Source organism: Teretinema zuelzerae, assembly GCF_021021555.1.
GTDB lineage: Bacteria > Spirochaetota > Spirochaetia > Treponematales > Treponemataceae > Teretinema > Teretinema zuelzerae.
Genome location: NZ_JAINWA010000003.1, coordinates 104835 through 129148 on the forward strand (window position 1 = coordinate 104835; position 24314 = coordinate 129148).

Consider the following 24314-nt stretch of genomic DNA (forward strand, 5'->3'; position numbering starts at 1 on the left):
CCTTACGTTATCGCTCGTTCTGTTTAAAAATAGACAGAATCCTATCGATTTCCGTCGATGAAACGATCCATCCGGCGGCGTTGTTCCCTATTTGGATGTGCCAATATTCGCCGCTTATTTGTTCAAACCGGACCTCTATCGTAGCAAGCGCGTCAGTTTCTAAATTGAGCACGAAGGGATCAGAGAACGGCATGTTCGTGATGTCGATGCTGCGGAGATTTGTAAGTTCGCGCGTTAGCGACGCGAGCGCATCGCCCTTTATTAAAGAAATCTTCCCGATTGCGTCCGGAGCGGAGAGACGCGCATGTGCGATTCCCGTATGGCCTAGAAATGCGGCAAATATATATCGTTCTGTCCATTCTATCGCATTGCTGAAAACAGAGTCGTCCAGGGCGTCCGGACTGGATGCATGCGATCCGCTTAACGGGTAATAAAAAAGACTATTGAATCCGTCGTAAGCAGCATAATATTCTATCTGTTCGATGAGAGAATCGTTTTTTCCATAGAGGGTTATTACGCAATAATTTGAAACAGAATCGAAAGACGGAGTACTGCTGGTTTTTTCTTTTACTCTTTTCCTGGTCAAGTCAGAAATGAATCGGGTAATTTTTTCGGCATTTCCGGAGTAGACCAATTCATTGTGAATCGATACGTCCCAAGACGCCTCCTTGACATTTAAACTGTGTGTTGATTTTACGTCAGAGTCAGCGTTCCTCAGCAAGAGCGTTTCGTAATTTGTGCCGGGATACAGCAAACTGATTTTTTCGGTTTGCTGTATCTGTTTTTTCGTAACTATCGGGCCTTGTGTTATAGATTTCTGTCTGGGAAAGCCCCACGATATCCGCAGGGGATTTTTTTTAAGAGCTATAAGGTCCGGCTTTCCAAGCATTGCATCTACGCTGTCCCTGAGAAATTCAAAGTTATTTGAACTTGCGGTATAATCTGTCATTGAGCTGAGAAAAAGTTCATCCGCAATGACTAACAGGCCGTAATCAACAGTGCGCACAGCAAAAGTGAAAGATTCTCCCGAACGAGGCGAGCTTTTATTGTTTCCGTTGAACACTGTTAATGGATCGATTGGAGCAGTCGTCGGTTCGATGTTTGCCCGCCGCGATGAGGCGATGACTTCTAGAAGGTTTGAATGAGATTCCGGGCTGAATGCTAGATGCGAAGGCCAGAAAAATTGAATATTCATTTGCCGGGACGTTTTCGCCGTGAATGAATTATGTATAAGAGGTGCAGTCGGCCAGAATTCATATGAACCTTGAACGACGTTTTTTCCATCGAGTTCAGGAAGGGTCATAAAGAAACAACGTTCATCGCGTACAAGCCCTTTCTCGATGTGAATACCGTATGCATCAAGAAGCAGATCAATCGGTGTTTCTGCATTTTCTTCGACGAACCAACCGTTATCAAACGAGATGTTGTGCGCCGTCGTATTTATGATGGCCTTTCCTCCCCGTTTAACGAATTCATGAAGGTTTAAAACGTCCTGTTCTGTCATCCGTGACGTGCCGATAAGCAGGATTAGCGAGTAATCCCGGGTATCGACGGGCATCTCGTCGGTTTCGACTACATTATATCCACCGGAAGCTATAGCTTGCGCGACATACGGATAATTAAGCGGAGAATGATTGCCGCCGTATACAACACAGACGGCCGGCAAGGCCTTTCTCATATAAATGCTCGATAGATGCTCTATTGCGGCTATAATTTCGTAATAGACGAGTTCCGGATCGGTTACCGGAGAAATAACTCGCGAAACGCCGTTAAGTTCGATCGCTAAGGACGAATACACAGGACGCGGGGAAGGAAAAGACAGAAGCTGCTGTGGCACGGGCAAGATTTCTGGCTCGGCGAGCATGCGTTCGTGAGAATTGATTTCTGCTTGCACAATCGAATAGTCGATTTTATCGCCGCCGGCTTTGTCGATTTCCTGCAGAATTTGTTCGATCTGCACTGCATGAGGATTAAACGCCGCGTATGATGAAGATCTATGCCACTGTATGCGTATCTGTTGATCAATGCCCTTAAGCCGATCGGAAAGAATCGATGTCGACGCATTGTTGATTGGAAACGAAAAGTTGAATGCCAGAAGCGCGAACAAAATGGCTCCGAAAGAGAAAATGGCCTTGCCTCTGTGCTTTTTACCCGATAGGTGGGCTGCGGCTTTAATAGAAATAACCGCGATCAATGCAAACCATGCATCCAGATCGATGATTCCGTTCGATGCACGCAAAATGCGATAGGGAAATGAAAACGAATAACAGATATTCGCCGTGAGGTCAGAAGCGTTAAGCAACGAGGGAAGCCGTTGAATTGTCAGAGCCGCGGTAGTCGCGAACAGGATTGCAATGATTCTTTTACTGACATCTTTTCCGCGGAGGGGCAACGCATGCACTAGAACCGCAAACGCGCTTAATACGGAAAGCAAAACGCTCAGCATGAGCGCTAATCCGTATATTCGATGGGAAACACCATTCTATCGCGGGTTAATACGGTCTCAGGGAAAACTGTTTTCGCTTCATTGAGGAGAGTTTTCAGTTCTGAATCGGTGTACCGCGGACTGTAATGAATCAATCCCATTTTTTTAACGCGTGCGTCTTTTGCGATGGTTGCGGCTTGAATAGAAGTCATGTGTTTTTTTTCGGCGGCCGTTGCTTCAAGCGCTTGTTCGAACATGCCTTCGCAAATGAATAAATCAGAATCTTCCACTTCTTTCGCGATTGAAGGAAGATATTTCGTATCGGTGACGTAGCTGAACTTTCTCCCTTTACGTTGAGGGCCGAGCACTTCTTCCGGGCTCACGGTGTTTCCGTCCGACGACAACACCGTTTCGCCGTCCTGCAGACGCGACCACAAAGGACCGCACGGCACTTTTTTTGCTTTTGCCGCTTCGGGGTTGAATGCGCCCGGGCGGGGATTTTCCTCGAGCGTATAACCGACGCATGTTTTCGTGTGTTGCAGGGGAAACGCGCGGACATGAAAATCCGGGCCTGTGTAGACTATCCCCGGTTCAGTGATTTCCTGCACGATTATTTGATAGTTGATGTACATGTCGAGCACTTTTCGGCTTGTTTCAATATATTCCGCGATTTTCGGAGGGCCGAAGATATACAGAGGATCGTCTCTATCTACCTGAGATGAAAGCATGAGAAGCCCCGGCAAGCCTGTCACATGGTCAGCATGCGTATGGCTGACGAAGATTGCGTTGATTTTTTTCCATCGAAGATTCAATTTGCGCAGAGATACCTGCGTTCCTTCCCCGCCGTCGAATAAAAACAGATCGCCTTCGCGTCTGAGAAGTACGGATGTTAAATGCCTGTACGGAAGCGGCATCATGCCGCCGCATCCGAGGATAAATGCTTCAAGATTCATATTTGATCAAGTATATCGGAAAACTGCGCATCTTGACAATGCGAGCGTTTATGGTAGTATTCCGCTATGGCCAAGTCAATGTTGATCATCGACCCTCAGAATGATTTTTGCGATCCCCGCGGCGCGCTCTACGTTCCAGGCGCGTTCGAGGACTCCAAGCGCTTGTCGTCGGTTCTGGACCGCTACATCGATAGGTTCGACTCGATTCACGTTACCCTGGATACCCATTACTCCTACCACATCGCCCATCCTGTTTTCTGGCTTGATTCCGAAGGAAGGCACCCCGATCCTTTCACGATAATCACCGCGGACGATGTTAGAAATGGAAAATATCGGCCGTCGGTAAGCGATCTGGACGCTTATGCGCTGCGATATGTTGAAAATCTTTCGAGCGGCGGTAAATACGCCTTATGCGTATGGCCTCCTCATTGTCTGATCGGTTCTTGGGGCCATGCGTTAAGCGGCGATCTCCATTCCGCTCTCGTCCGCTGGGAGCACCGAATTCCAGGGAGAGCGGTCCATTTTATTCAGAAAGGAAGCAATTCCCTGACTGAGCATTACAGCGCTATTCGCGCAGAAGTTTCAATTCCCGGCAATAAGGATACCGATGCCAACGAGGGCTTGATTACTGCCCTCAAGGGAATGGATTCAATACTTATAGCCGGTGAAGCTTTATCGCACTGCGTCGCGAATACGGTCAGAGATTTGATTCAGTATATCGATCCATGCAAATTAACCGTATGCATAGATTTGTGTTCGAATGTTAAAGGTTTTGAACATTTAGGAACTGCATTCAGAGATGAAGCGTCGAGACTCGGCGTTTGCTTTCTTACTTCCGACGCGTGTTTTTCCTGAACATTTTTTTCATTTTTTTGAACCAAACCGCGCGGAGTAGTTCGGCTGATCTGCCGGCATAGTAATATAGCGCATTGCAGGGATAGTCGATGCTGCCGCACCGATGAATAATTGTTCCGCCGAATCCAGTCTTGAAACGATATAAGCCGTGCATCGGATGATTTTCGTCGTCTGTCGGAGGTATGCCGTAGAAATCATACCATGCGCATCCGAAGTCGCGCGCATCGCGGATCGCCTGCCATTGGAGAGCGTACGCCGGCATGAGGTTGCGTTTTTCGTTAGACGATGCTCCGTACAGATATACCGCTTCATCTCCGCAAAATAGAGTGACGATAGCTGCGAGCGGCGAACCTTCATGCGATGCGATATATACCCGGACGCTGCGTTTTTTATCGTAGCCGGTGTTCTCGAACGCCGCCGCATGGGTGAATAAATCCTGATAGTATCGTTTATCGTGGAGAGCGATTCCGTCACGTTCGGCGGTTTCCAAATAGAGAGTCCAGAAAATCTGCAATCCTGTCTGTATCGCCGAATCTCCCTCGTAACAATCGACTTTGAGGCCTTTTTTCTGTCCGAGCTTGATGTTGTATCGCCATTTAGGCTTCATGACATCGAGAAGCCTTGCCTCTCCATCAGGGACGCTCAAGGGCGGAAGATTCAGAACGACTGTATCGGGAGGCTGGATATCCACAGGCGCGGCGCAGCCCGAACCATCCGGACGTTGCCGGATGAAAGCGGGTCCGGCCGCGAGCTCCGGTGACTCGCCGTCGGTAGAAAGCTGTTCTTGAACGAACCAGGGAGGGTCGAAGCGGATATATCTGACGCTTTTAGGCAGCAGCCGTTTAAGCTCCGCCGCGAGCGAGTCGAGGATACGGCCTTGTTCTTTGGAATCGATGCAATCTATATCGGGACCGAGAGGCACATAGGCGATATCGCCGTATCGCTTGATACAACGAACCAAGACCGAGAGCAAACGAGGCGGATTATCTTCGATCAGAAAGTAAAACGGCCGCCATCCATGGTCCTTTTTGAATTCGCACCAAAAAGGCGTTTGCAGAAACGACCGAGGCGGCGACGAGACCGACCCGGCGTTCGATGTGAAAGGAAGCGAAAGAGGTGTCAGTTTCATCTGCAGGTTACGAAACCGAGCCTGTTTTAATCAGAGAGGTCTTTACCGTCTTTCCGTCGATTAACAGTTTTTTACCGTTAATGAATACTTCGTGTTCGATGATGTTCATCGGAGCGGCGAAGAAAACGTCTGCGTCGATGACATCGGGTTTTTTGAATGAAGGATCGGCACCTTCCAAAACGACCGGGGTTCCGGGAGCGGCCCATGATGAGTCGAGCAATTCAACGTGTTCTACGCCCTCGGCATCGGTGTAATCGCCGGCGAGAAGCATGCCCCTCGATTCGATTCCGCGCATTTTGCGGGGCTTGAGATTGTCTGCGATGATGATGGAGCGGCCGAGGAGCTCTTCTTCTTTGAAATACGGAACAAGCCCGGACAAAATGATTCTTTCAGCACCGCTTCCGTCGTCGAGAGTTTCAATATAGAGTTTTTCGGCGTCTGGATGGCGTTCAACCTTTACGATTTTCGCGGTCTTTAAAGCGATTTTTTCGTTAAACAGCGCATCGGCTGGAACAGCCGCTTCATTCTTGACCGCTGTGTCCGTTTTTTCTTCTTTTTTCGCAGCAGGTTTTGCCTGCTCCTTTTTATCTTCTTCCACTTTCTTGTCCTTTCTTTCCTGCTGAGAACCGGCATACCGGTCCCGGAATTCATTCGTAGTTTTATCGTCCATAGGTTTGAAAATGATTTCAGGAGATGAGACAGACGCAAGTCCGTCCCTGGATCCCAAATCTTTCCATGACAAGGTTCCCTCAGGAGGAACAAAGGAGAGCGGATTCGGCGCCGAACCGTAGTCGACGGCCTTTTCGTCGAATACCTGCCCCGACCATATCTCTTTACCGAAGAACGATAATACCTTCGAGGCGAATTGGGGGAGATAGGGATGTGCCATAATCATGATGTCTTTGATGAGGTAGCATAATTCGGTGACGAGCACTTCCGCTTTTTCAGGATCTTCGGTTCTCGCCTTCCAGGGTTCGCCATCCTGAAAAGCCTTATTTGCGACGGACGAAAGCAGAAAGAGCTCCCTGAATGCTTCTCTGAGTTCGGCCCACTCAAGCAGTTCTGTCGCCCGTTTCACTGTTTTTGCCGTTGAATCTCTCAAATGCGCCGTCATTTCGCGAATGTCCTTGCGCTCGGATGTAAGTCCGTCCCGGGCCGGGATGCGTCCTTCGTAATAGCGGGCTACAAAGGTGAGCGTACGGTTGACGAGGTTTCCAAGATTTCCTATCAACTCGCTGTTCATTTTTTCCTGAAAGTCCTTCCAGGTGAACTGTGCGTCGGCTTTTTCAGGACGATTATAGAAAATATAGAATCGCCAAATATCCGCGTGTATGCCCGACTCTCGAGCGTCTGAACCGAACACCCCAATACCCTTAGACTTGGAAAATTTTCCTGATTCGTAATTGAGGTATTCCGTGCTCGACATGTGATGGAGTTTTGTCCAGTTTTTTCCCGAACCCAACAAGCTCGACGGGAATATCACTGTATGGAAGGGAATGTTATCCTTGCCGATGAATTGGAAGAGTTCGACATTATCAGGATCGAGCCACCAGGATGCCCATTCCTTCTCGCTATTTTCTGGAGAGCCGGAAATTCGGTCGAACAGGCACCGGGCAATAGAAATATATCCAATGGGAGCGTCGAACCAGACATAAAAAACCTTGCTCTCGAAGCCTTCTCTTGGCACGGGGATACCCCACTTCAAGTCGCGCGTTATCGCCCGTTCCTGCAATCCGTCGCGGATCCATGCCTGGGTCATTTGCAGCGCGTTCTTTGCCCACTGGCCGGAGACGCTCGTTTCCTTCATCCATTTTTCGTATTTGGGAAGAATACCGGGAAGATCGATGTACAGGTGGCTGGTGGTCCGTACTTCAGGAGTCGTGCTGCAGCTTGAACAACGGGGAGATTTCAACTCCGTGGGGTCAAGCAGTTTTCCGCAGTGTTCGCACTGATCTCCGCGGGCGTCTTCATAGCCGCAGGAGGGGCACACGCCGCGGACGTATCTGTCCGCGAGGAAGCGGTTGCATGATGAACAGAAAAGCTGATCGATCGCATGCTCTTTGATGTAGCCGTTATGTTCCAGATCTTCAAATATGCCCTGGGTTACGACTGTTTGCTGAGGCGTCGATGTCCGGCCGAAATGGTCGAACGCGATATGAAACCATTGATAGATGTCGCTATGAATTGCATGATAATAATCGCATAATTCGCGGGGAGTCTTGCCTTCTTCCTGGGCGCGGGTCTCTGTCGCCGTTCCGTATTCATCGGTTCCGCAGACATACAGGGTTTCATAGCCTTTCAGGCGGCAAAAACGCGAATACACGTCGGCTGAAAGAACCTGTATAAGGTTGCCGAGATGGGGAATATTATTGACATATGGGAGAGCAGAGGTAATCAGTTTTCTCTTCATGAAGGCATGATAAATTGTAGAGGAAAAACAGTCAACGGGGATTGAAGTTTCGAAGATCAGGCGTCGATTTTAAGAAACAGCATTTTCTCGGTTTCGAAATTAGGCCCTAGTTCAACCTTCCAATACAGATAAAGCCGTACGCCGCCTTTGTCCAGTATCGGAACAAGAGTCGCTTGCGGATTCTCATTCGCCTCGAAGGTGAAATGGCTGCCGGATTCCGGATCGTCGAGACGAATCCAGGACAAATCCGAAAAACTGCTTTGTTCCGCAATGCCTTCTATCCGATTATCCTGTGCATACGCCGCCATGGTTGGAATCATGTTTTTGAAACCCTGCAGGGCTAAATCGATTTCGATGAGAAATATGCCTGAAATATTGAACGGACTGTCATTTTTGAGAATGTATTGAACTTGTATGCCTTCATTCCGAAAGGAAAAAGTTTTCTTCAACGAAACGGGCTGTTGAAAAATTCCGAATAAGCCTGAAGCGCGCAGAGAAACTTCATGGCGCGCCGCGTCGACCGATAATTCCTGATACAGGCTTTTAGCGAATACCGGAGGCGAATCGGGCAAGGTTCCGTTTTCGATGTTTTCAGATTCTTCCGAAGGATACAGATGATCGATGAAAAGTCCAGAACGAGATATATCTACATCGCTATAGTTTTTATGCAATGAAAGTATATCCAACTCGAAAATTCTTCCTCCGAGGGGATGAATATAAAAATTCAGGTTTTCGAGCTGGCAAAGGTATTCTTTCAAACCGTCAAGATCGAAATCGAAACTGTGAATCGAGGGAGCAAAAACGCCCCTGAGGCGCGACATTCTTTCCGCAGCCAGTAAATTCTTGTAGGCTGCCAACCGTAGCTGGCGAGGCGAAACAGCTTTTTCATGAGGAGGTATCTTAGTTCGATAAATGAACTCGTTTTGCGCTTTCCATAGTTCTTCTTTTCCCGTTTTTCTCCGCGCCTTATCGCCTCTCAAAAGGGTTACCAGTGAATGAACATACATCATTTTCGCGTAAATATTCATGACGTTGTCGGATTCAAGCAGGAGATACTTTACTGAAGTTCTGGCGAGAAATCTCACGTCGTCCGGAGCTTCAACCTTGTCGTAGTCGTACGGCGACATGCCTGAGGGGAGAAATGCTCTGTGCAGCATAGTTTGAGATTTTAAAATCTGGCCGGGAGTGCTCAGCATAATTTTCGACTCGGATTCCTGAACAGCAGAATAGAATTGCGTTATCCATGGTTCCTGCTCCCCGAAAACAGGCGTAAAAATTGCATCAATAGATTCGCGCTCGATAAATACAGTAATGTTTTTTTTGATCTGATCATCGGGGTTGCCCGTGATGGATTCGATAAAAGACCGGACTGAAAATCGCTCCAGATTTCGGTATGTGTTATCCATAGGAACGGCAATGATCGTTTTTCCGCTGTCTTCGAGGATTACCGGATTAAGACCTGTAACGCCGGGAAAATCGCTTGTTTCGATCATGAGCCTGTCTATGAGGACATATTCCATGCAGCAGGACGTCAACGAGGCAATCATCGAGGGTTCCCATGCGCTGGCAGGGAGCCATGCGCCTCTCGGCCTTTTTCCGAAATTCTTCCTGATCGCCGTCGTAAGCATTTCTATCTGGCCTACCCGGTCTATGGGCGGCAGAAAAGGAAACAGCGGAGAATAATACCCTCCCCCAAGAATTTCAATTTGCTTTCGCGAGGTCATCTCCTCGAGAATCATAAAGAACTCAGGATGATGGCGTTCAACCCATTCGCAGAATATTCCGGTTAATGCGATCGAGAAGGGAAATTCAGGCAGGTTATAGAGAGCCGAGACCAGGGGCTTATAGGAGTTTTGATATATTTCTTCGCAGTCTTTTGAATCTAGCCCCGCCGGGAAAGCGCAACAAGTGCCGAAACACAGCTGGATATGTTTTGCCTCGTTTTTCACCATCACCTCGACTTTCCGTTGATTATACCCCAAGTGGACAGTATTTTAAAGCGGGTTTCAGGAAAGTTTTTACGCTCTATGAGACAGCCGTGGTCAGCGGTTGCGCAAAATGCAAACTGCTCGTTATGTCCGCTTACCGGGCAAGTCCAGGACGAAGCTGATTCGATCGAAACGAGCGATATCAGATTTTTCGGACACATTCGAACGCAAGTACCGCATCCAGTGCATTGTTCAGTAACGAAAATTCTTCCTTTTTTTAAGATTATCGCATCGGATGGGCACGCGACAGCGCAGGATCCCAGGCCGAGGCATCCGTAACGGCACATGAGATTACCCTGGAAGACCTTTGAAAGGGTGCTGCAATTCATATATCCTGAAACAGAAAAAAACTCAGGAGATTCAGGAGAAATTCTGTCGCAATGAATAATCGCTTTCATCTTTTGCGGATCTGCATGAACTATCGAATCGTCCTTCGGAAAAGCAGCAGGCCGAATCGATTCTGCTTGATTCCGAACGCCCAGTTTATGAAAGAACAGAAATAATAAAAAAACCAGGACTAAAAGCGACGCAAAAACGAGCAGCGCGGTAAGAATTGCTGTAAAAATCATTTAAAAGCCTCTTCAAGCCACCATGACGCTTCTGTTACGTGAAGAACCATGAATAGCATCCCTAAAGATATAAGGGCAAGAGGAGCTCCCTTGAAATCGGCCTGAAGATTTGATTCTCTATAACGGGTTCTGATCGCTTTGAGAAGCACGATTCCTATAAGCAGCGACAGCATTGAAAAAAAGGAGATCAACAGGCACTCTTTGAAGCTTGTTCCCTCATGAAGCGAGAAAAAAACAATGGCAAACAGATAGAATCTGTCGCTTGCGTTGAAACTTCGCATGCGCCGGCTCGCCAAGTTCAAGACGCCCTGGATAAGGCCGCACCCTAGAACAATATACATCGGCGCGAGAAATGAAACGCCGTGCGGCTGCAGGAGCGCAGAAAGAGGATAATACAATACCGCGACGCTGAGGATAATTTGAAAAAATAATAGAAACAAATCTGCGCTGAGTTTAACGCGTGAACGCGAATCGATGAAGACTTTTTCTAAACCGATTCCGTATACGAGAAGTACCGATGAAGAGATGATATAGAAAATAAATGTTTCAAAATAATACATCAGGGCAATCTCCTGAGGGAACGGACTTTCCGTTGCACGTATTTTCCCGCCCACGTGATCAAACCGAGCAGAATGAGCGATCCGCCTGAAGTCGCCCAGAATCCAATGCCCCATTGCGGAAAAGCCGGCAGGATATGATGAATGATTAATCCTCCTTTTCCGGGGAGCGTAATCGTTCCCTGACCGATAAGCTCTCTAAACGCGGAAAATAAAATCATGAAAGGAATAAACGCGATAATCGGAGAAATATTGATTTTCTCCAGCGAGTAACCGTCAATGCTGATCATCAATAAATACGAAAACGCGGATACGTACAGGTATAATGAAATGCTGGAAACAATCGTCGGGAAGAAAAAAGAGGCTATGCTCGAAAACAGAGCAACGCTTGCAGCGAGTCCTGACAATTCAATATACGGACCGACTTCAGGCGCGTCTATCTTTTTTACGATTTCGCGAAAGAAAATTCCCGCTGCAAGGTACCATAAAAAAGCGAGACCGAAAATTAACGCATACGCGAAATTCGAGGCGGCGGGAATGAGGGGACACAGGGCAAAAATAAAAATCACAGGGGTATTCTTCATTTTGCGTCCTTTAGTTCGAGAAGGTCGTGCTTGAGCTTCTGTATCCTGAATTGAAGCAGCCTCTCGGAGAAGCCGAACCTTACCGGATCAAGACTTGATTCCGGAATTCCAGCCAGGGCGAGAAAACGCACGTCGTTATCATTTTTGTAATGGAATACTGCCGTATACGGCCCGGAATCGCCGGTGACGGGAACCGCGACGATCAATTCTCCGCCGCGGTTTTTTCCTTCAACCTTCCACGCAGTAATTCGGGAGATTCCGTTTCCCCTCAAATCGGTTTCTGACCCGGGAACGAGAGGAGGATTCGATATGCCGGCAATGGTTTTAGCAACCGAATTTCTCAAGTTTGCCTTGTAGTAGGGGGTAACGAGGAAATGAGCGGCTCCAATGATAAGGCATAGCAAGGTAACTAACAGAAGCGTATAGGTATACGCGACAAGGTTTTTTTTTGCATGTTCGTTCATCGGGTTTTGCTCCTGTCGACAAAGCGCCTGCTTTCAATTTTTTCGATGAAAGGAGCGATTGAATTCATCGCCAGCAACGTGAATATGCCTCCTACCGGCGTGCCCCCGGGACCGCATACAAGAAAAGCGGTTGCACCTGAGATGATTCCCATGACTATTTTCGCCTGCAGCGTCCTCGGATTCACAGAATAATCGCCTGCGAGAAAAAAAGCGATGAATAAAATTCCGCCGGTTAAAAGGCTGAATAATATATCTCCGCCCATGAATGCCGCTGTTATCGGAACCAAAGACAAGACGCGAACAGCGGCAGCGTAAGTCAGAATAAAAACAGAGGGAACGATCGCATCGATGTTTCTCATCGCAATCAAAAAAATGGAACTGATAAGGGTGAACACATTATATCTGAATGCAGGGATAGTCGAAGGAGAATTCCAAAAAAGGGTGATGTATCCTTCTGGAAGTTTAATGCCCAAATGCGACAGGAATCCTGTATTCAATTGGGATGTGATTATCGCGTCTTGAGGCAAAACCGCGAAATTATCGAGCTTCAAGGCTTCGAAAAAGGAGCCGACTCCGCGAACTCCCTCGATGGACACCAACTGTCCGGGAAATACATCGGGTCTGCTTATCCATGCGATGCCGATCGCAACCGCTACGGGATGCATCCAATACGAACCGTTTCCGCCGAAAAGAACCCGCGATATGCACATTCCGATAAAAACCGAGCCGAAGGCGATTAAAGGCGGCATTACGGAAGGTAAAAGAAGGCCTGAAAGCAATCCAGCCAAAAGCACCGCCAACGGATCATAGACTTTCCTTCGGACGGTAAAAGAGAGAAAAACTTCGGATAATAGCGAGGCAGTTACAGAAACCGCTGCAATCAGAAGAGCCGCGAAGTCTCGATCGATAAGAATCATCATGACATGAGGGAGAAGACACAGAAGCGTCGTCAAATTCATGTTGTCTACCGTATTTCGAACGAGAATAAAAGGAGAGGGCGTCACTATCCATGGCGATTTTTTCATTCTGCGGATTCCTTAACCATAAAAGAAGCTTCCCTGATTATATGATGGAGCGGTATTCGGGAAGGACACACCATCGCGCAGCAGCCGCAATGTTGGCAGCGTTCGCAAGATTCGATTAATTCGCGGGACTCATTGTTTTTGCGGATTCCCGCAGCCAGCTTCATCGGATCAAGATTCGCAGGGCACACGCGAAGGCAAAGCCCGCAGTGGATGCACTCCTTGGTTTTTTGATCCGGACTGGCGTCATGATCCAGTAAATGAACGGATTTTACCGACTTTGTTATGGGAGTATCCAGGTCGTGTATCGATATACCGGACAAAAGGCCGTTAATAATGATTCTGCCGGGCTCGCTTTTAAAACCTCCGCATTCTTCTATAACGTCGCCGATAGTGGTTCCGATGCGGGTTGTAAAAAAGGACGTGCGCTGTACTGCCGGGCCGGTTACCAGAATCCGCTGCTGTACGATGGGCTGATTTTTTACGATAATATCGTATACCGATAATGCGGTAGATGGATCTATTACGATCCTGTTCGATGGTATCGATTCTTTCAATGAATCCAGTATATTGAAAATTCTGTGAATGTTTCCGCCTGGATATTTTTTTGCGGCTTTAACCGGAATAACGTCAGAAACAGGGAAAAGCTGCTCCAACGAGGTAGGCGATGCGACAGTCCATTGCTTGTCATGATGCAGGATGCACGTCGTTTTCGCTTCGAGTGCTTTAGCGATAATGGCCGCGCCGATTAACACATGGTCTTGAAACGAGTTCCACAGAAGGGTATCCAACATCGTAGTCGGATCTTCGTCGAACGCCCGCAGTATAAGCGCTCGCGTGGGTTCTTGTTTAAGGGCGCGCATTTGAGGAACAAGCGGGGCTCCCCCGTAGACGGTATTAACAGCGCCCCTGTCTTCCAGCAGCCTGAAAATTTCCGATACGGGCGATGACTGCCATGGATAGTGTTCCTCTTTTCGTCCCAGAATATCAAATGATCCTGAAAGATGAATTACCGCCGCCAATCCGAGAGTTCCGTCGGGCAAAGACGTTTCTTTCCATGAATGGAGTATTCCGGGAATCGGCGCGTGAATATTCGAGGAAGCTTGGTCCTGAGACCGAGCGATGAGCTGCCCTTCCCTCACCCGATCTCCTGCGCGTATAAGGGGTCTGGCGTCTGAGCCCGCATGCTGTCGTACAGGAACAATCGCAGTAACAGGGAGAAATGCGTTTCCGCTGAAAGAAACTTCAGGCGTTTCAAACCAGATTTTTTCCCCTCCGCGGAGAAAGGGTATGTTTTGCATCATTCCTTCAGCCTCGTCATTGTTACAGTTGTAAAGCGGCCTTGATTCAAAAGCAGGATATCCAGGGGCGTTTGAACCAAAGAAAGAGCTTTCCGAATAAAATCATCATCGAAAACTACCGGATGGCCGTTGCGGGAAACTATGCTGCCGTCGGATTCCATGTTCCATTCTTCAATGGATACAGAGTATCCCTTCTGAGGCGAAGGAATAGCGTCGCCGATTCGGATCATCGAAGCCAGAGTCAGCATCCAATAAGTCTCGATATAATCTCCCAGATCGGGAAGACTTCGTTCTGTACGCTGATTCTGCAATTCCAAAAAACTCTTGACGGTAAAACCGTTTTGGGCATTATATCCCGAGGGCGACGGAATATACAACTGCTGAGGCAGCGATTGGCGAATGCCTCCGGAAACGAGTCGGGCGTTGCTCGAAATGAAAGGAATTCCCGTTAAAATAAACGCTATCGTAATCAAAAGGATGCCGAGAATAGTACCACGTTTATACGCCGGCACAATTGAAGCCGGCGACATGGGGATGGCGGTGAAAAAAGGGTGTAACCGTTTTCGCTCGCGTATTTCGGTCGCTTTTTGCTTAACGGAACGAATGCATACGAGCATGCCGGCGGATGAAATTACGGCAAGCATCCAAAGGAGCATTGTATGAGTACCTCCGAGAACTGCAAGTAAGAAAGCTGTCAGCGGCATCAGCAGGAAATACAGGGGTTTTATCGGATTGGTTCTCAAGTAGATCCGTAATAACGAATTATTGAGATGCTCGTATGTTTTATCTGTATACAAGATGAAGAGAATACTGAATAGTCCTGAGCCAAGGCCTTCCATAGTATTGCAGGACCACAAGTATACTATCCATGGACTGATTATCAAAACGAAGAAACACCGCTTTTTAAAGAGAAACATTCCTATAAGGATCAAACAAGCCGCGACAATCAACGGATAGGGGGAGTATCCCGGAGATTGTTCAAAAAACCACGAATCGACGATTCCGGCAAAAGCCTGTTGAATTTTTTTATCCGTCTGCTTGTCCTTTCCGGCGTTAGCTGCGCGCGGAATGTAAAAGTAGCGCAACCCATCAGGTTTCGATATGAACCATTGCGACCGTCGGGAATTCGCTTCGTCGAGCACCGGATGAACCGGAACCATCGGATTAGGACTCGACAGCATGGAATTGGATTCAGTGACGCAGCCGTCGATCCCCGCTCTCTCCAATCTATCCAATACGGTTGATTCCTCGATCGACGACCCGACGGCGAGTACACGGTAGCCTTTCCAGACGCTCGAGTACTTTCTGACGGGGAATTGTACAAGACAAATAAATGAGAAAATGAGAAGAATGAGCGCTATGTACGGCGTTTTTTTGATTTTACCTGGAAAGATATTCATGCTCGGGTTAAAGGACTGAGAAGGCTACCCCGATGAAAAAGCCGAGCAGAATGCCGGCCAACACTTCCATCGGTCTGTGCCCCTGAATCTCCTTAACCGGCTTGAATTGATACCGGAACCTGGTAGCTACCTTCGTTCCAAGTTCGTTCAAGGCTCTCGCCTGTTGTCCGCTTGATCTGCGGACGCCTACTGCGTCGCGGATGACGACGAGAGCGAAGCAACAGGAAAAAATAAAAAGATCCGAACCGGCACCGCATTTAAAACCGATTGCCGTTGAAACTGAAGACACTAAGGCCGAGTGGCTGGAGGGCATGCCGCCGGTTTTCCAAAACAACAGCTCGATGAGTTCTTTCGCTGATCTGACTTCGTTCGTGAGGAGCGTTATGAGCGTTTTTATAAATTGACTTATGATCCAGCTGGAAACAGCCGCCAAGAAAATGGGGTTGTGGATGAGAGTCTGTACCTGTTGCATCACCTTTTGATCCATTTCGATAGTATTTTGTTGAAACGAGGCCTTTTGTCAAGGGGCAAAGCCGGTATATACTTCCCTTCCATGGAATTTCAGCATTTTACCACAACCAGCGACGACGAAGGAAGACGGCTTGACCGCGTTATAAAGCGGATGCTGCCGTCTTCATCGCTTTCAGCCCTCTATCGGTTAATAAGAAAGGGCTTGATCCGGGTAGATGCGGCCCGCTGCAATCCCGATACTGTTGTGCATGTCGGTAACGACATAACCATAGCGGTCATAGATGAAACCCTGTCCGATCTTCGCCGAACGGCATCTGATTTCCAGGATCCCACGATGCCGCAAACAGGCGATGATAGGTCGCCCTGCCCGTTTCCGGTACTCTTTGAAAATTCAGATCTTCTTTTTATTAATAAGCCCTCGGGAGTCCCTGTTCACGGCGACGGCGGATTGGACAGATTGATCGGACAGGCAGAGTCTGCCTCAAGATCCCTCTCGTTCCGTTCTGGCCCCTTGCACCGCCTCGACAAGGAAACAAGCGGAGTAATCGCATTTTCGCGCTCGCTGCATGGGGCTCAATGGTTTTCAGAAGGCATGCAGACACATGCCTTTAACAAACTCTATCTCGGAATCGTAGAAGGCCGTCTGGAGGAACCGGAGAGATGGGAAGACAGGGATGAATACGGCCGTCCGATGATTACCCGAATACTGCCGATTTCGGATGGGTCAGGGAGCCTGAGAAATATCTCTTTGATTCTCTACCGGATTGAAACCGGACGAAAGCATCAGATACGCATTCAGTCTTCGTTACGGGGCTATCCGCTTCTGGGAGACGCTCGCTACGGATCAAAAAAGGGCGGGCCGTATTATCTGCATGCTGGATGCCTGAAATTCCCCGAAGACCGCTTGGAGGGTTTGCCCCCGGAAATAACCGCACCCCTTCCCGAACGGTTTATCTCTCTGCTTCGTAAAGACTTTCCGGAAAATGTGCTTGCGTTGGTGCAGAGCAAAGCCGTATACTGTAGCGAGAATGAAGAGCTTCAGTGATCTGTATTGGTTTTTCAAGGGCGTTCAGGTCTTCGCCCTTGTGGGTGAAAGCGGCACCGGTAAAAGCTTCCGCGCCAAACTTCTCGCGCAAAAATACGGCATTGAACTCATCATCGACGACGGCTTATTGATCAGGGACGATAAAATTCTGGCCGGTCATTCCGCTAAAAGGGAACAGACATTTCTCGCCGCCGTCCGGGTGGCTTTGTTCGACGATAAAACGCATCGGGACCTGGTCGCTAAGGCTCTTCAGTCGCAGAGCTTCAAGAAGATTCTTATTCTCGGAACATCGGAAAAGATGGTGAACAGGATAGCGACGAGGCTTCAGTTGCCGCCTCCGCAACGCATCATCAAAATAGAAGAAATCGCGACTCAGGAAGAGATTGAACATGCGATCCGTTCGCGCAGAGTCGAGGGAAAACACGTCATTCCGGTTCCCTCTATAGAAGTGCAGCGCAATTATCCCCAGATTTTTTATGATCGCGTTCGGGTTCTGTTGAAACGAAAATCGAACCCGCTCGGGGCGAAACAGCACTCGAAGGTATTCGAGAAGTCCGTCGTCAGGCCCGAGTTCTCCAAGGGCGGCAGGGTCACCATATCCGAAGCAGCGTTGAGCCAGATGGTAATTCATTGCGTGCATGAGTTCGATTCCGACATACGGATTAAGAAACTCACCATCAAGTCCGACTCTCAGGGCTATCGGCTGGTTATCATCATAGATGTGCCGTTCGGCACGCAATTAACCGGAAAAATTCATAAAATGCAAGCGTATGTAATTGAAAATATCGAACGATTTACCGGCATCCTTATCGAGGATGTGCATATCATTATCGATAAAATAACTAAAACTCCCGGAGGAATGCGATGAACATAAAACGCGTCATGCTTATAACGCTGTTTAGCGCGGTTGTGTCCTGTGGATTCGCACAAGCGACGCTGCTTCACACAGACGGAATATATCAGTTCGAGTATCCGGAAACCTTCGACGGGATCGAAGAAGTTTCCCGTGCATTTACGTCTTTCCATCGATATTATTCCGATTTTTTCAGATTCGCAGATCAAAGCGGGACGTCCTTATTGCGCGTCGTGATTTTGCCTGACCGCGATTCATTCGAAACCTACATTCAAAACAGAATCGGAGAACGGAGAAGCGGCTTTTTATTCCTGAAATACGCCAAAAAAGAGCTTTCGGAATTGGTGTTGTATCCTTCCCTTTCGGCTTCAGGTGAAACGCTCCGGGGTTTTGACGCGTTCGCCGGGCCTGTCCTGCTGCGCCAGCTGTACCTGCAGTATCTATACGCTCACGTTTCAGAACCGCCTCTGTGGGTTCGAGACGGGTTTCAGGCCTGTTTTGAAACGTTGAACTGGGATTCGCAAACCGGTGCCGTAAGAGAAACGAGCGGGGAACCATGGCTTGAGTCTGCAAAAAGCTTGTATGCCGACTCCCAGAAACGGCTCCCTGCATCCGCCATCCTTTCGGCAGTCACCGGTTCATACGAAGCAGTCCGCTTTTACCCCCAGGCATGGGCTTTCGCTACATTTTTGAAGACAACCGAGAATCCCGAATATCAAAGATTTCTCTATGAAACCTTCATTATACTCGGAAACAATGGACGGTATAACGATTCGAGCCTCCAGGAGAACACCGATTCGGTGAAGATCCGCTTCGTTCGTTTTTTCGACGTTGCGGAAGCGGATGAAAATTTCGCCGTGTGGCTATCGGGAAAATATACTTTTAATGAATTGATTCAATTCGGCGTTACTTTATACAACTCTGGAGAGTACGCGGCTGCAGGCAAACGCCTCAGGGAAGCCGCTCTGATCCGTCCGCAGGATCCTCTTGTTTCGTATTACCTGGGCTTGGTCGCGTATTCGGAGAAGAATTATGAAGAAGCCCGGACCCGGTATATTCAGGCCCAGCAGTTCGGGGCGGAAGCGTCGACAGTGCTCTGGGCCCTCGCTCTCAACGCGTGGAGTTCAGGCGATATGGCCGAAGCGAAAAAGCACCTGCTCTCCGTGAAGGAAACCAACCCCGGCAAATACGGGGAACGAGCGGATAAGCTTCTTCAGTCGATTCCTTCGCCCTGATAGCGATTCGATCTTCTTAATCTATACGCTTTCAGGTTTTCTTCTTCTCCGCCTGCGCGGAGCAGGTTTGCCTTCTCTGCCCTCGTCGGGACCGGCGTCCCCGCGGGGCCTGTTTCTGTCGCCCTCGGGACCCTTTTTATCGCGCGGTTTCGGCATGCGCACATGCAAACCGCCTTCCTTCAGGCAAAATCTCACGGCGAATTCCAATTCGATGCGCGGCGGATTCATCGGCATAATGTAGCGTCTGCATTCATGATAGACTTTGTTATACACCTCGGAAGGCGGTCCGTTCCAATCGGCAATGATTTGCACGAGATCTTTGATCAGGAACACGAGTTTTCTTCCGAGACGGCAATCCTCGCCTTTCGCGACCATAAGGTCGAGTTGTTCAAGGCTCGAGGCGTAATTCCGCGAAAATCCCGCACTTCCGTCGATCATGCTCGCGGCAGCAGGCTGAAGATACATAAAAAGTCCGTATCGTATCGCGTTTTCTACGATGCCGTGCGCGTTTCCTGAATTGACTATCTTGATTATTTCTTCCGTCAGGCGGGAGGGCGATACCGGCTGCAACAACGGCGCGGATTTGTTAAGAGTGAAACGGAGTGAAAAAGGAATCCTGCATCCGGTGCTCACCGAGTATTTTACTGCGCGGAGCATTCGCACCGGATCATCCTTGAAAATTATTTTTAAAGGAATGACCGGCTTCAGTATCCTGTTTCGGATATCTTTCACTCCGCCGACATAGTCGATCAACTGTTCTTTCAGGGGATCGTAGTACAAGGCGTTCATGGTAAAATCTCTTCGCTGAACGTCTTCATCCATCGTGCCGAAACTGTTTCCGGTCGTGCCGTCGGCCAACGAACGGAAAGTAGAAACCTCGAAGATTTTTTCGCCGAAGAAAATATGCACCAGCCTGAAGCGTTTCCCGATGATGCGGGAATTCCTGAACAGGCGCTTGATTTTTGCCGGCTCGGCATTTGTTACGATATCGAAGTCTTTCGGGGTTTTGCCAATGAGCAAATCCCTGACGGCGCCGCCGACCAGGTACCCTTCGTATCCGTAATTACGCAGATGGCTGACGATCCGCACTGCTTCGGGATCGATCAGCTCGCGGCGTATTGCATGCTCGTTTTTTGTGTAGATCAGGGCTTTACGCACTGCCTTGCCCCGCGAATCGGGGCTATATCTGGTTAACATGAGTGATATCTATTTTCTACGGAAAGGAGCTTCCTGTCAACGGGAGCCGGCAGGTGCGGCTGTCGACGAAAGAATCTGATCTATCCATCCCCTGATATCGGATGAAACCTCGTCCCTGCATGTTTCATTCAGCAATTCATGTCGGGCGCCGGGATAGAGCTTGATTTCCGCCGCGATTCCCCGGTTCCGGTACATGCTGCACAGTTTTTCTACTGTTTTACCGTAGCCTCCCACCGGGTCATGGTCTCCCGCAATGAGAAAAACAGGCAGATCTCGAGGAATACGGTCGAGATTAGCCTGTTTATGAATTTTTAAAAGGCCTGAGGTGAGGTCCTGGAAAAACCCTGCCGTGCAGGTAAAGCCTGTCCAGGGAGACGCGTCGTATTTTTCCACTTCCTTTTCGTCGCGGGAAAGCCAGGCGTTCGGGCTGGACGGAGCATCGATTTTAGCATTGTAGGTTCCGAACGATAGCTGAGTCAGCAAGGGAGAAGGCTTTTTCCTGCCGTTCGCCGCGCAAACGCAATCGGCCGCGAACTTTCCTAAAATGGTCATTACCGGGTCGGGGCCGCGTGTTCCGCACAGAACGCATCCGGAAAGAAGGTTTCCATGATTTTCTATATAATACTGTCCGATGAACGACCCGAAGGAATGAGCGAATAAAAACACAGGCATGCCGTGAAGCCGCCGGCGTATTTCATCTGTAAGCTCTTTTTGATCGAGCATTACGCGGTCGAAGCCGTTTTTGTCCGCAAGATATCCGAGGCGGTTCAGGGTTCCCGCCGTTTCACCGTGTCCGCGGTGGTCGGCGGCGAATACCTCGATGCCCTGGGCGGCGGCTTCGCGGGCGAATTGATCGTAGCGCATGGCGAATTCGGCCATGCCGTGGCTTATCTGAAGGACCGTGCGCACCGGCTTGTCCGGAGCCCAGCGATGCACGGCGATTTTTTCTCCGTCCGATGCTGTAAGAAAAAAGGTTTCTGCGGTCATGTATGCGCCTCCGAAATATGATATACTCCTGTTTCTCATGATTATTATAGCAGAAAAAATGGTCGCCGGGGGATCCTGCCTCGCAAAAATAGACGGCAAGGCTGTATTCGTACCCGGCCTTCTCCCCGGAGAACGAGCCGATATCGAAATAATCCGCGATAAAAAGGATTACGCCTTTGCCCGCGTGCTTGAGTTGATCGAAGCTTCAGAGCATAGAATTACGGCGGAATGCCCCCTCTTCGGCCGATGCGGCGGATGCAGTCTTCAGATGGCCGATTACGGATACCAGCTTGAACTGAAAAAAAAGATGCTTGAAGACATCTTTCAGCGTGCGGGAGTTACAACAGCCGAACCGATAGAAGTCGTATCCGGAGATCCGTTCGGATACCGTTCCCGCTTTCAGTTTCACCGAATGACTGCCGGAGTCGGGTTGAAGGAATCCGATTCGGATACGCCCGTCATGCTTGCCGACTGCCCGATCGCCGCAAGACCGATCCGAGAAGGGCTGAAAGACGGAACTATCGCGAAAAGAGCCGCCGAACGGAACAGCGAAACGCGCTTTCACGTGTTTTCAGACGGAGACGCCCTTTGGCAGGAAGATGCAGACGAAGACTGCGAGGTAACGCTGTGCGGCCGGAAAATCGGCTTCGACGTCAGGGGATTTTTTCAATCCAATCTGCCTGTTTTCCAGAAGCTGGCCTGCCGGCTTAACGAGGATTTTTGCCGCTGGGGCACCCCCGAGGACGGATCGTTCCTGGATTTCTACGCGGGGGTGGGAACCTTTTCGGTTCTGTTATCGGATCATTTTTCATCCTGCACGCTGGTCGAACACAACAAACGCGCGCTGCATCAAGCGAAAAAAAACCTCGAGCCCTATAGCGGCAAATCTCGGTTCTGCTCCTGTTCGGACGATGCGTGGCCTTCGCGCGCGGAGTCCCGAAAACAATACGATTCTGCGCTTATCGATCCTCCGCGCCAGGGAATGTCGAAAACCGCGCTGCAGTGGTTCGCGTCTTCCAAAATTCCGGTTCTCCGCTATGTTTCCTGCGATCCGGTCACCCTTGCCAGAGACGCCTCTCGTTTGCAGGAAGCCGGATATCGCCTTATCGAAACGACGCTCTACGATTTTTATCCCCACACCGCCCATATGGAGGCATGCGGAATTTTCATCAGATGAGTAAAATCCCGTTCGTTTTCGGCATATGCCTTGTCGGAATGACCACATCCCTCTTTTGCGTCGACGAGGCGCGCACCGATCCGTCTCCCCGCATCGATTCCTCCTGGACCCGGGTCCTGGCCGGCGACGCAGCGGCGGGGCCGGTTCCGTTCGGAGACCGGTGCTTCATCGTTACCGACGATCGCTCGGTCGCGGCGCTGGACGTCGACGGGCGGTTTCTGTGGAGCCGCGGAATATCTGGACGCCCTGCCCCATTTATAGGTGTGTCGCCTGAAGGTTTGATTCTGGCGTTTTCCGAGCCGGGAACGATCACTGCAGTGAGCCAGGACGGATATCTGTTATGGAGGATGAAACGGAGCAAGCTTCCCTCCGGCGCTCCGGTGTTCGCTCCAGACGGGCGAATCTATATCGTGTATGCCGATGAGATTCTCTGTCTTTCTTCCGTCGGGCGAATCAAATGGGCCGCGGATCTCCCTGAAGACGCGGCGGGCCATCGTTCAAGAATCCTGTCGCAGGACGGATCGGGCAATCTGTTGGTATGCGGGGACGCAAAGGATGTGATTCGCGTTTCGCCGTTCGGCGAAATAGTGGAACGCGTCGCAGCTTCAAGTTTGAGCGATTCTCCGCTTTCAATCGCAGGACTTCTTCCCAATCCGGGCGGATACTACGCATATTCAAGCGACGGCAGGATCGTCTGTTTCGACGTCCGGGATACTCGCGCACCGAACGCCCAGCCGACGGAAGCAATCTGGGAAATTCGGGAATCCGCTTCCGTTTCGGCGTGGAATGCCATAGAGTCCGCCCTCGTTCTTCTCTGCGAGGACGGCTCCCTGTCCGCAAGAAACTCGACCGACGGCGCCCTTCTGTGGCGCGGCGGCACGGGAGGCCCTGTTCTGGAACCGGCAGTCGTCGATGTGAGCCGGGATCAAATAACGGTGATACACAGCGGGACCGCAAGTTCATGGTCTTTTACAGGTTCTTCGGCATACCGGAAAAAAACCGTCGCGTCGATCCGCGAACCGGCCATGACGTCTTCGGGTTTTGCCTACCTGTCGAGAACGGACAGCATTATCGACGGAGTCCGTCTTGAAAACAGGATCGGAACTGAAAAAAAACACCGGAAAACCCAAAGATACGCTATACTGGTTTCTGAGGAAAATCCCTGGATCGGCCTTTTCCCGGCCCAGAACGGCGCGGAAACAACGCTTTTCTCCCGGATTACGGCGGATTTGTCGGAATACGGGCCGAGCACCAGAGAACCCAGATACGCGCGCGAACTGGTTCGGATTCTTGAGAACCCGGCAAGCCTGAGTTCAAACAGGCAGCGGGCTGCGGCTCTCCTCGGACAGCTCGGTTCCCTCGAATATCGGGCATTCCTTCTCGAATATGCCTATAAAAACAAGGATCCCTTCGTAATGGAAGGCATCCTTGCGGGGTTAACGGAGTGCGGGCCCGATTTCGACGGCTCGGTGCTGGAGGCTCTGCGCTATATGTCCGGCGAGGGGCATTCGGGAAATGAATCGCTCCAGCTCGCCTTGTGCGACGCGTTGTACAGCGTTATCCGCTATACCGGCGGATCGGTAGCTTACAACGGCACTCAGATGCTCGCGTCTTTCGCAGTCGCTCCCTACAGCGATCGCATATCGAATCGAGCGCGATTTTTGCTCGCGCGGTTATTGGATTAACTTGGAG

General features: G+C 49.7%; 21 protein-coding genes. 6 read left to right on the forward strand and 15 right to left on the reverse strand.

From position 1 onward, the window contains the following. Positions 1–7 precede the first annotated feature (7 nt). Entirely contained in the window at positions 8–2446 is a 2439-nt protein-coding gene (locus K7J14_RS07800) for a Gldg family protein (protein ID WP_230755036.1), read from the reverse strand. A 5-nt stretch (positions 2447–2451) separates the two neighbouring features. After that, on the reverse strand, positions 2452–3378 hold the full coding sequence (locus K7J14_RS07805; RefSeq protein ID WP_230755038.1) for a ribonuclease Z: 927 nt from the start codon (positions 3376–3378) through the stop codon (positions 2452–2454). A gap of 66 nt (positions 3379–3444) precedes the next feature. On the opposite strand from K7J14_RS07805, the gene K7J14_RS07810 reads away from it, so the two are divergent. Further along, positions 3445–4233 carry a cysteine hydrolase family protein gene (locus tag K7J14_RS07810; RefSeq protein ID WP_230755039.1) on the forward strand — a complete coding sequence of 263 codons (789 nt, stop codon included), beginning with the start codon at positions 3445–3447 and terminating at the stop codon, positions 4231–4233. On the opposite strand, the gene K7J14_RS07815 is transcribed toward K7J14_RS07810, so the two are convergent. From K7J14_RS07815 to K7J14_RS07860, 11 genes are read right to left on the reverse strand one after another with little or no spacing between them, the layout of a single operon-like run. Next, the gene (locus K7J14_RS07815) at positions 4208–5362 is read right to left on the reverse strand and encodes a lipid II:glycine glycyltransferase FemX (protein ID WP_230755041.1); all 1155 of its coding nucleotides are present in this window, start codon (positions 5360–5362) and stop codon (positions 4208–4210) included. The genes K7J14_RS07810 and K7J14_RS07815 overlap by 26 nt on opposite strands. A gap of 7 nt (positions 5363–5369) precedes the next feature. Then, positions 5370–7772 (reverse strand): methionine--tRNA ligase, encoded by a 2403-nt coding sequence (metG, locus tag K7J14_RS07820; RefSeq protein ID WP_230755042.1) that lies wholly within the window; start codon positions 7770–7772, stop codon positions 5370–5372. A gap of 56 nt (positions 7773–7828) precedes the next feature. Continuing rightward, entirely contained in the window at positions 7829–9754 is a 1926-nt protein-coding gene (locus tag K7J14_RS07825; protein ID WP_230755043.1) for an alpha-amylase/4-alpha-glucanotransferase domain-containing protein, read from the reverse strand. Continuing rightward, positions 9724–10329: a 4Fe-4S binding protein gene (locus K7J14_RS16390; protein ID WP_408033982.1), complete on the reverse strand. Its 606-nt coding sequence runs from the start codon at positions 10327–10329 to the stop codon at positions 9724–9726. Before K7J14_RS16390 ends, K7J14_RS07825 begins: the two co-directional genes overlap by 31 nt. Continuing rightward, positions 10326–10889 carry a hypothetical protein gene (locus K7J14_RS07830; RefSeq protein ID WP_230755044.1) on the reverse strand — a complete coding sequence of 188 codons (564 nt, stop codon included), beginning with the start codon at positions 10887–10889 and terminating at the stop codon, positions 10326–10328. Before K7J14_RS07830 ends, K7J14_RS16390 begins: the two co-directional genes overlap by 4 nt. Next, positions 10889–11470 carry a hypothetical protein gene (locus K7J14_RS07835; RefSeq protein ID WP_230755045.1) on the reverse strand — a complete coding sequence of 194 codons (582 nt, stop codon included), beginning with the start codon at positions 11468–11470 and terminating at the stop codon, positions 10889–10891. Before K7J14_RS07835 ends, K7J14_RS07830 begins: the two co-directional genes overlap by 1 nt. Further along, complete coding sequence (locus tag K7J14_RS07840; protein WP_230755046.1) at positions 11467–11934, reverse strand: hypothetical protein; 468 nt, start codon at positions 11932–11934, stop codon at positions 11467–11469. The genes K7J14_RS07835 and K7J14_RS07840 overlap by 4 nt, the downstream gene beginning before the upstream one ends. After that, complete coding sequence (locus K7J14_RS07845) at positions 11931–12959, reverse strand: RnfABCDGE type electron transport complex subunit D (RefSeq protein WP_230755048.1); 1029 nt, start codon at positions 12957–12959, stop codon at positions 11931–11933. Before K7J14_RS07845 ends, K7J14_RS07840 begins: the two co-directional genes overlap by 4 nt. Beyond that, the gene (locus K7J14_RS07850) at positions 12956–14260 is read right to left on the reverse strand and encodes a 4Fe-4S dicluster domain-containing protein (RefSeq protein WP_230755050.1); all 1305 of its coding nucleotides are present in this window, start codon (positions 14258–14260) and stop codon (positions 12956–12958) included. Before K7J14_RS07850 ends, K7J14_RS07845 begins: the two co-directional genes overlap by 4 nt. After that, complete coding sequence (locus K7J14_RS07855) at positions 14257–15657, reverse strand: hypothetical protein (protein ID WP_230755052.1); 1401 nt, start codon at positions 15655–15657, stop codon at positions 14257–14259. The genes K7J14_RS07850 and K7J14_RS07855 overlap by 4 nt, the downstream gene beginning before the upstream one ends. 7 nt (positions 15658–15664) lie before the next feature. Further along, positions 15665–16144 (reverse strand): divergent PAP2 family protein, encoded by a 480-nt coding sequence (locus tag K7J14_RS07860; protein WP_230755054.1) that lies wholly within the window; start codon positions 16142–16144, stop codon positions 15665–15667. A gap of 66 nt (positions 16145–16210) precedes the next feature. On the opposite strand from K7J14_RS07860, the gene K7J14_RS07865 reads away from it, so the two are divergent. The 3 genes from K7J14_RS07865 to K7J14_RS07875 are packed head-to-tail and all read left to right on the forward strand — an operon-like array spanning position 16211 to position 19261. Next, positions 16211–17173 (forward strand): pseudouridine synthase, encoded by a 963-nt coding sequence (locus K7J14_RS07865; protein WP_230755056.1) that lies wholly within the window; start codon positions 16211–16213, stop codon positions 17171–17173. Further along, on the forward strand, positions 17157–18041 hold the full coding sequence (locus K7J14_RS07870; protein ID WP_230755058.1) for a hypothetical protein: 885 nt from the start codon (positions 17157–17159) through the stop codon (positions 18039–18041). Before K7J14_RS07865 ends, K7J14_RS07870 begins: the two co-directional genes overlap by 17 nt. After that, positions 18038–19261 carry a tetratricopeptide repeat protein gene (locus tag K7J14_RS07875; protein WP_230755060.1) on the forward strand — a complete coding sequence of 408 codons (1224 nt, stop codon included), beginning with the start codon at positions 18038–18040 and terminating at the stop codon, positions 19259–19261. The genes K7J14_RS07870 and K7J14_RS07875 overlap by 4 nt, the downstream gene beginning before the upstream one ends. A 21-nt stretch (positions 19262–19282) precedes the next feature. Here the strand turns inward: K7J14_RS07875 and pcnB are convergent, their stop codons facing one another. Then, on the reverse strand, positions 19283–20458 hold the full coding sequence (pcnB, locus tag K7J14_RS07880; RefSeq protein WP_230755062.1) for a polynucleotide adenylyltransferase PcnB: 1176 nt from the start codon (positions 20456–20458) through the stop codon (positions 19283–19285). 36 nt (positions 20459–20494) lie between these two features. Further along, positions 20495–21445 carry an alpha/beta fold hydrolase gene (locus K7J14_RS07885; protein WP_230755064.1) on the reverse strand — a complete coding sequence of 317 codons (951 nt, stop codon included), beginning with the start codon at positions 21443–21445 and terminating at the stop codon, positions 20495–20497. A 37-nt stretch (positions 21446–21482) separates the two neighbouring features. Here K7J14_RS07885 and K7J14_RS07890 point away from each other — a divergent pair, with 37 nt between their 5' ends. Together K7J14_RS07890 and K7J14_RS07895 are read left to right on the forward strand one after the other, a co-directional pair. Continuing rightward, positions 21483–22622, forward strand: coding sequence for a class I SAM-dependent RNA methyltransferase (locus K7J14_RS07890; RefSeq protein WP_230755066.1), 1140 nt, complete (start codon positions 21483–21485; stop codon positions 22620–22622). Then, complete coding sequence (locus K7J14_RS07895; RefSeq protein ID WP_230755068.1) at positions 22619–24307, forward strand: outer membrane protein assembly factor BamB family protein; 1689 nt, start codon at positions 22619–22621, stop codon at positions 24305–24307. The genes K7J14_RS07890 and K7J14_RS07895 overlap by 4 nt, the downstream gene beginning before the upstream one ends. Positions 24308–24314: the final 7 nt, after the last annotated feature.

Coding starts and splice junctions, on each gene's coding strand:
- K7J14_RS07800 (WP_230755036.1), bottom strand. CDS start 2,446: ATGCTGAGCGTTTTGCTTTCCGTATTAAGCGCGTTTGCGGTTCTAGTG.
- K7J14_RS07805 (WP_230755038.1), bottom strand. CDS start 3,378: ATGAATCTTGAAGCATTTATCCTCGGATGCGGCGGCATGATGCCGCTT.
- K7J14_RS07810 (WP_230755039.1), top strand. CDS start 3,445: ATGGCCAAGTCAATGTTGATCATCGACCCTCAGAATGATTTTTGCGAT.
- K7J14_RS07815 (WP_230755041.1), bottom strand. CDS start 5,362: ATGAAACTGACACCTCTTTCGCTTCCTTTCACATCGAACGCCGGGTCG.
- metG (WP_230755042.1), bottom strand. CDS start 7,772: ATGAAGAGAAAACTGATTACCTCTGCTCTCCCATATGTCAATAATATT.
- K7J14_RS16390 (WP_408033982.1), bottom strand. CDS start 10,329: ATGATTTTTACAGCAATTCTTACCGCGCTGCTCGTTTTTGCGTCGCTT.
- K7J14_RS07830 (WP_230755044.1), bottom strand. CDS start 10,889: ATGTATTATTTTGAAACATTTATTTTCTATATCATCTCTTCATCGGTA.
- K7J14_RS07835 (WP_230755045.1), bottom strand. CDS start 11,470: ATGAAGAATACCCCTGTGATTTTTATTTTTGCCCTGTGTCCCCTCATT.
- K7J14_RS07840 (WP_230755046.1), bottom strand. CDS start 11,934: ATGAACGAACATGCAAAAAAAAACCTTGTCGCGTATACCTATACGCTT.
- K7J14_RS07845 (WP_230755048.1), bottom strand. CDS start 12,959: ATGAAAAAATCGCCATGGATAGTGACGCCCTCTCCTTTTATTCTCGTT.
- K7J14_RS07850 (WP_230755050.1), bottom strand. CDS start 14,260: ATGATGCAAAACATACCCTTTCTCCGCGGAGGGGAAAAAATCTGGTTT.
- K7J14_RS07855 (WP_230755052.1), bottom strand. CDS start 15,657: ATGAATATCTTTCCAGGTAAAATCAAAAAAACGCCGTACATAGCGCTC.
- K7J14_RS07860 (WP_230755054.1), bottom strand. CDS start 16,144: ATGGATCAAAAGGTGATGCAACAGGTACAGACTCTCATCCACAACCCC.
- K7J14_RS07865 (WP_230755056.1), top strand. CDS start 16,211: ATGGAATTTCAGCATTTTACCACAACCAGCGACGACGAAGGAAGACGG.
- K7J14_RS07870 (WP_230755058.1), top strand. CDS start 17,157: ATGAAGAGCTTCAGTGATCTGTATTGGTTTTTCAAGGGCGTTCAGGTC.
- K7J14_RS07875 (WP_230755060.1), top strand. CDS start 18,038: ATGAACATAAAACGCGTCATGCTTATAACGCTGTTTAGCGCGGTTGTG.
- pcnB (WP_230755062.1), bottom strand. CDS start 20,458: ATGTTAACCAGATATAGCCCCGATTCGCGGGGCAAGGCAGTGCGTAAA.
- K7J14_RS07885 (WP_230755064.1), bottom strand. CDS start 21,445: ATGACCGCAGAAACCTTTTTTCTTACAGCATCGGACGGAGAAAAAATC.
- K7J14_RS07890 (WP_230755066.1), top strand. CDS start 21,483: ATGATTATTATAGCAGAAAAAATGGTCGCCGGGGGATCCTGCCTCGCA.
- K7J14_RS07895 (WP_230755068.1), top strand. CDS start 22,619: ATGAGTAAAATCCCGTTCGTTTTCGGCATATGCCTTGTCGGAATGACC.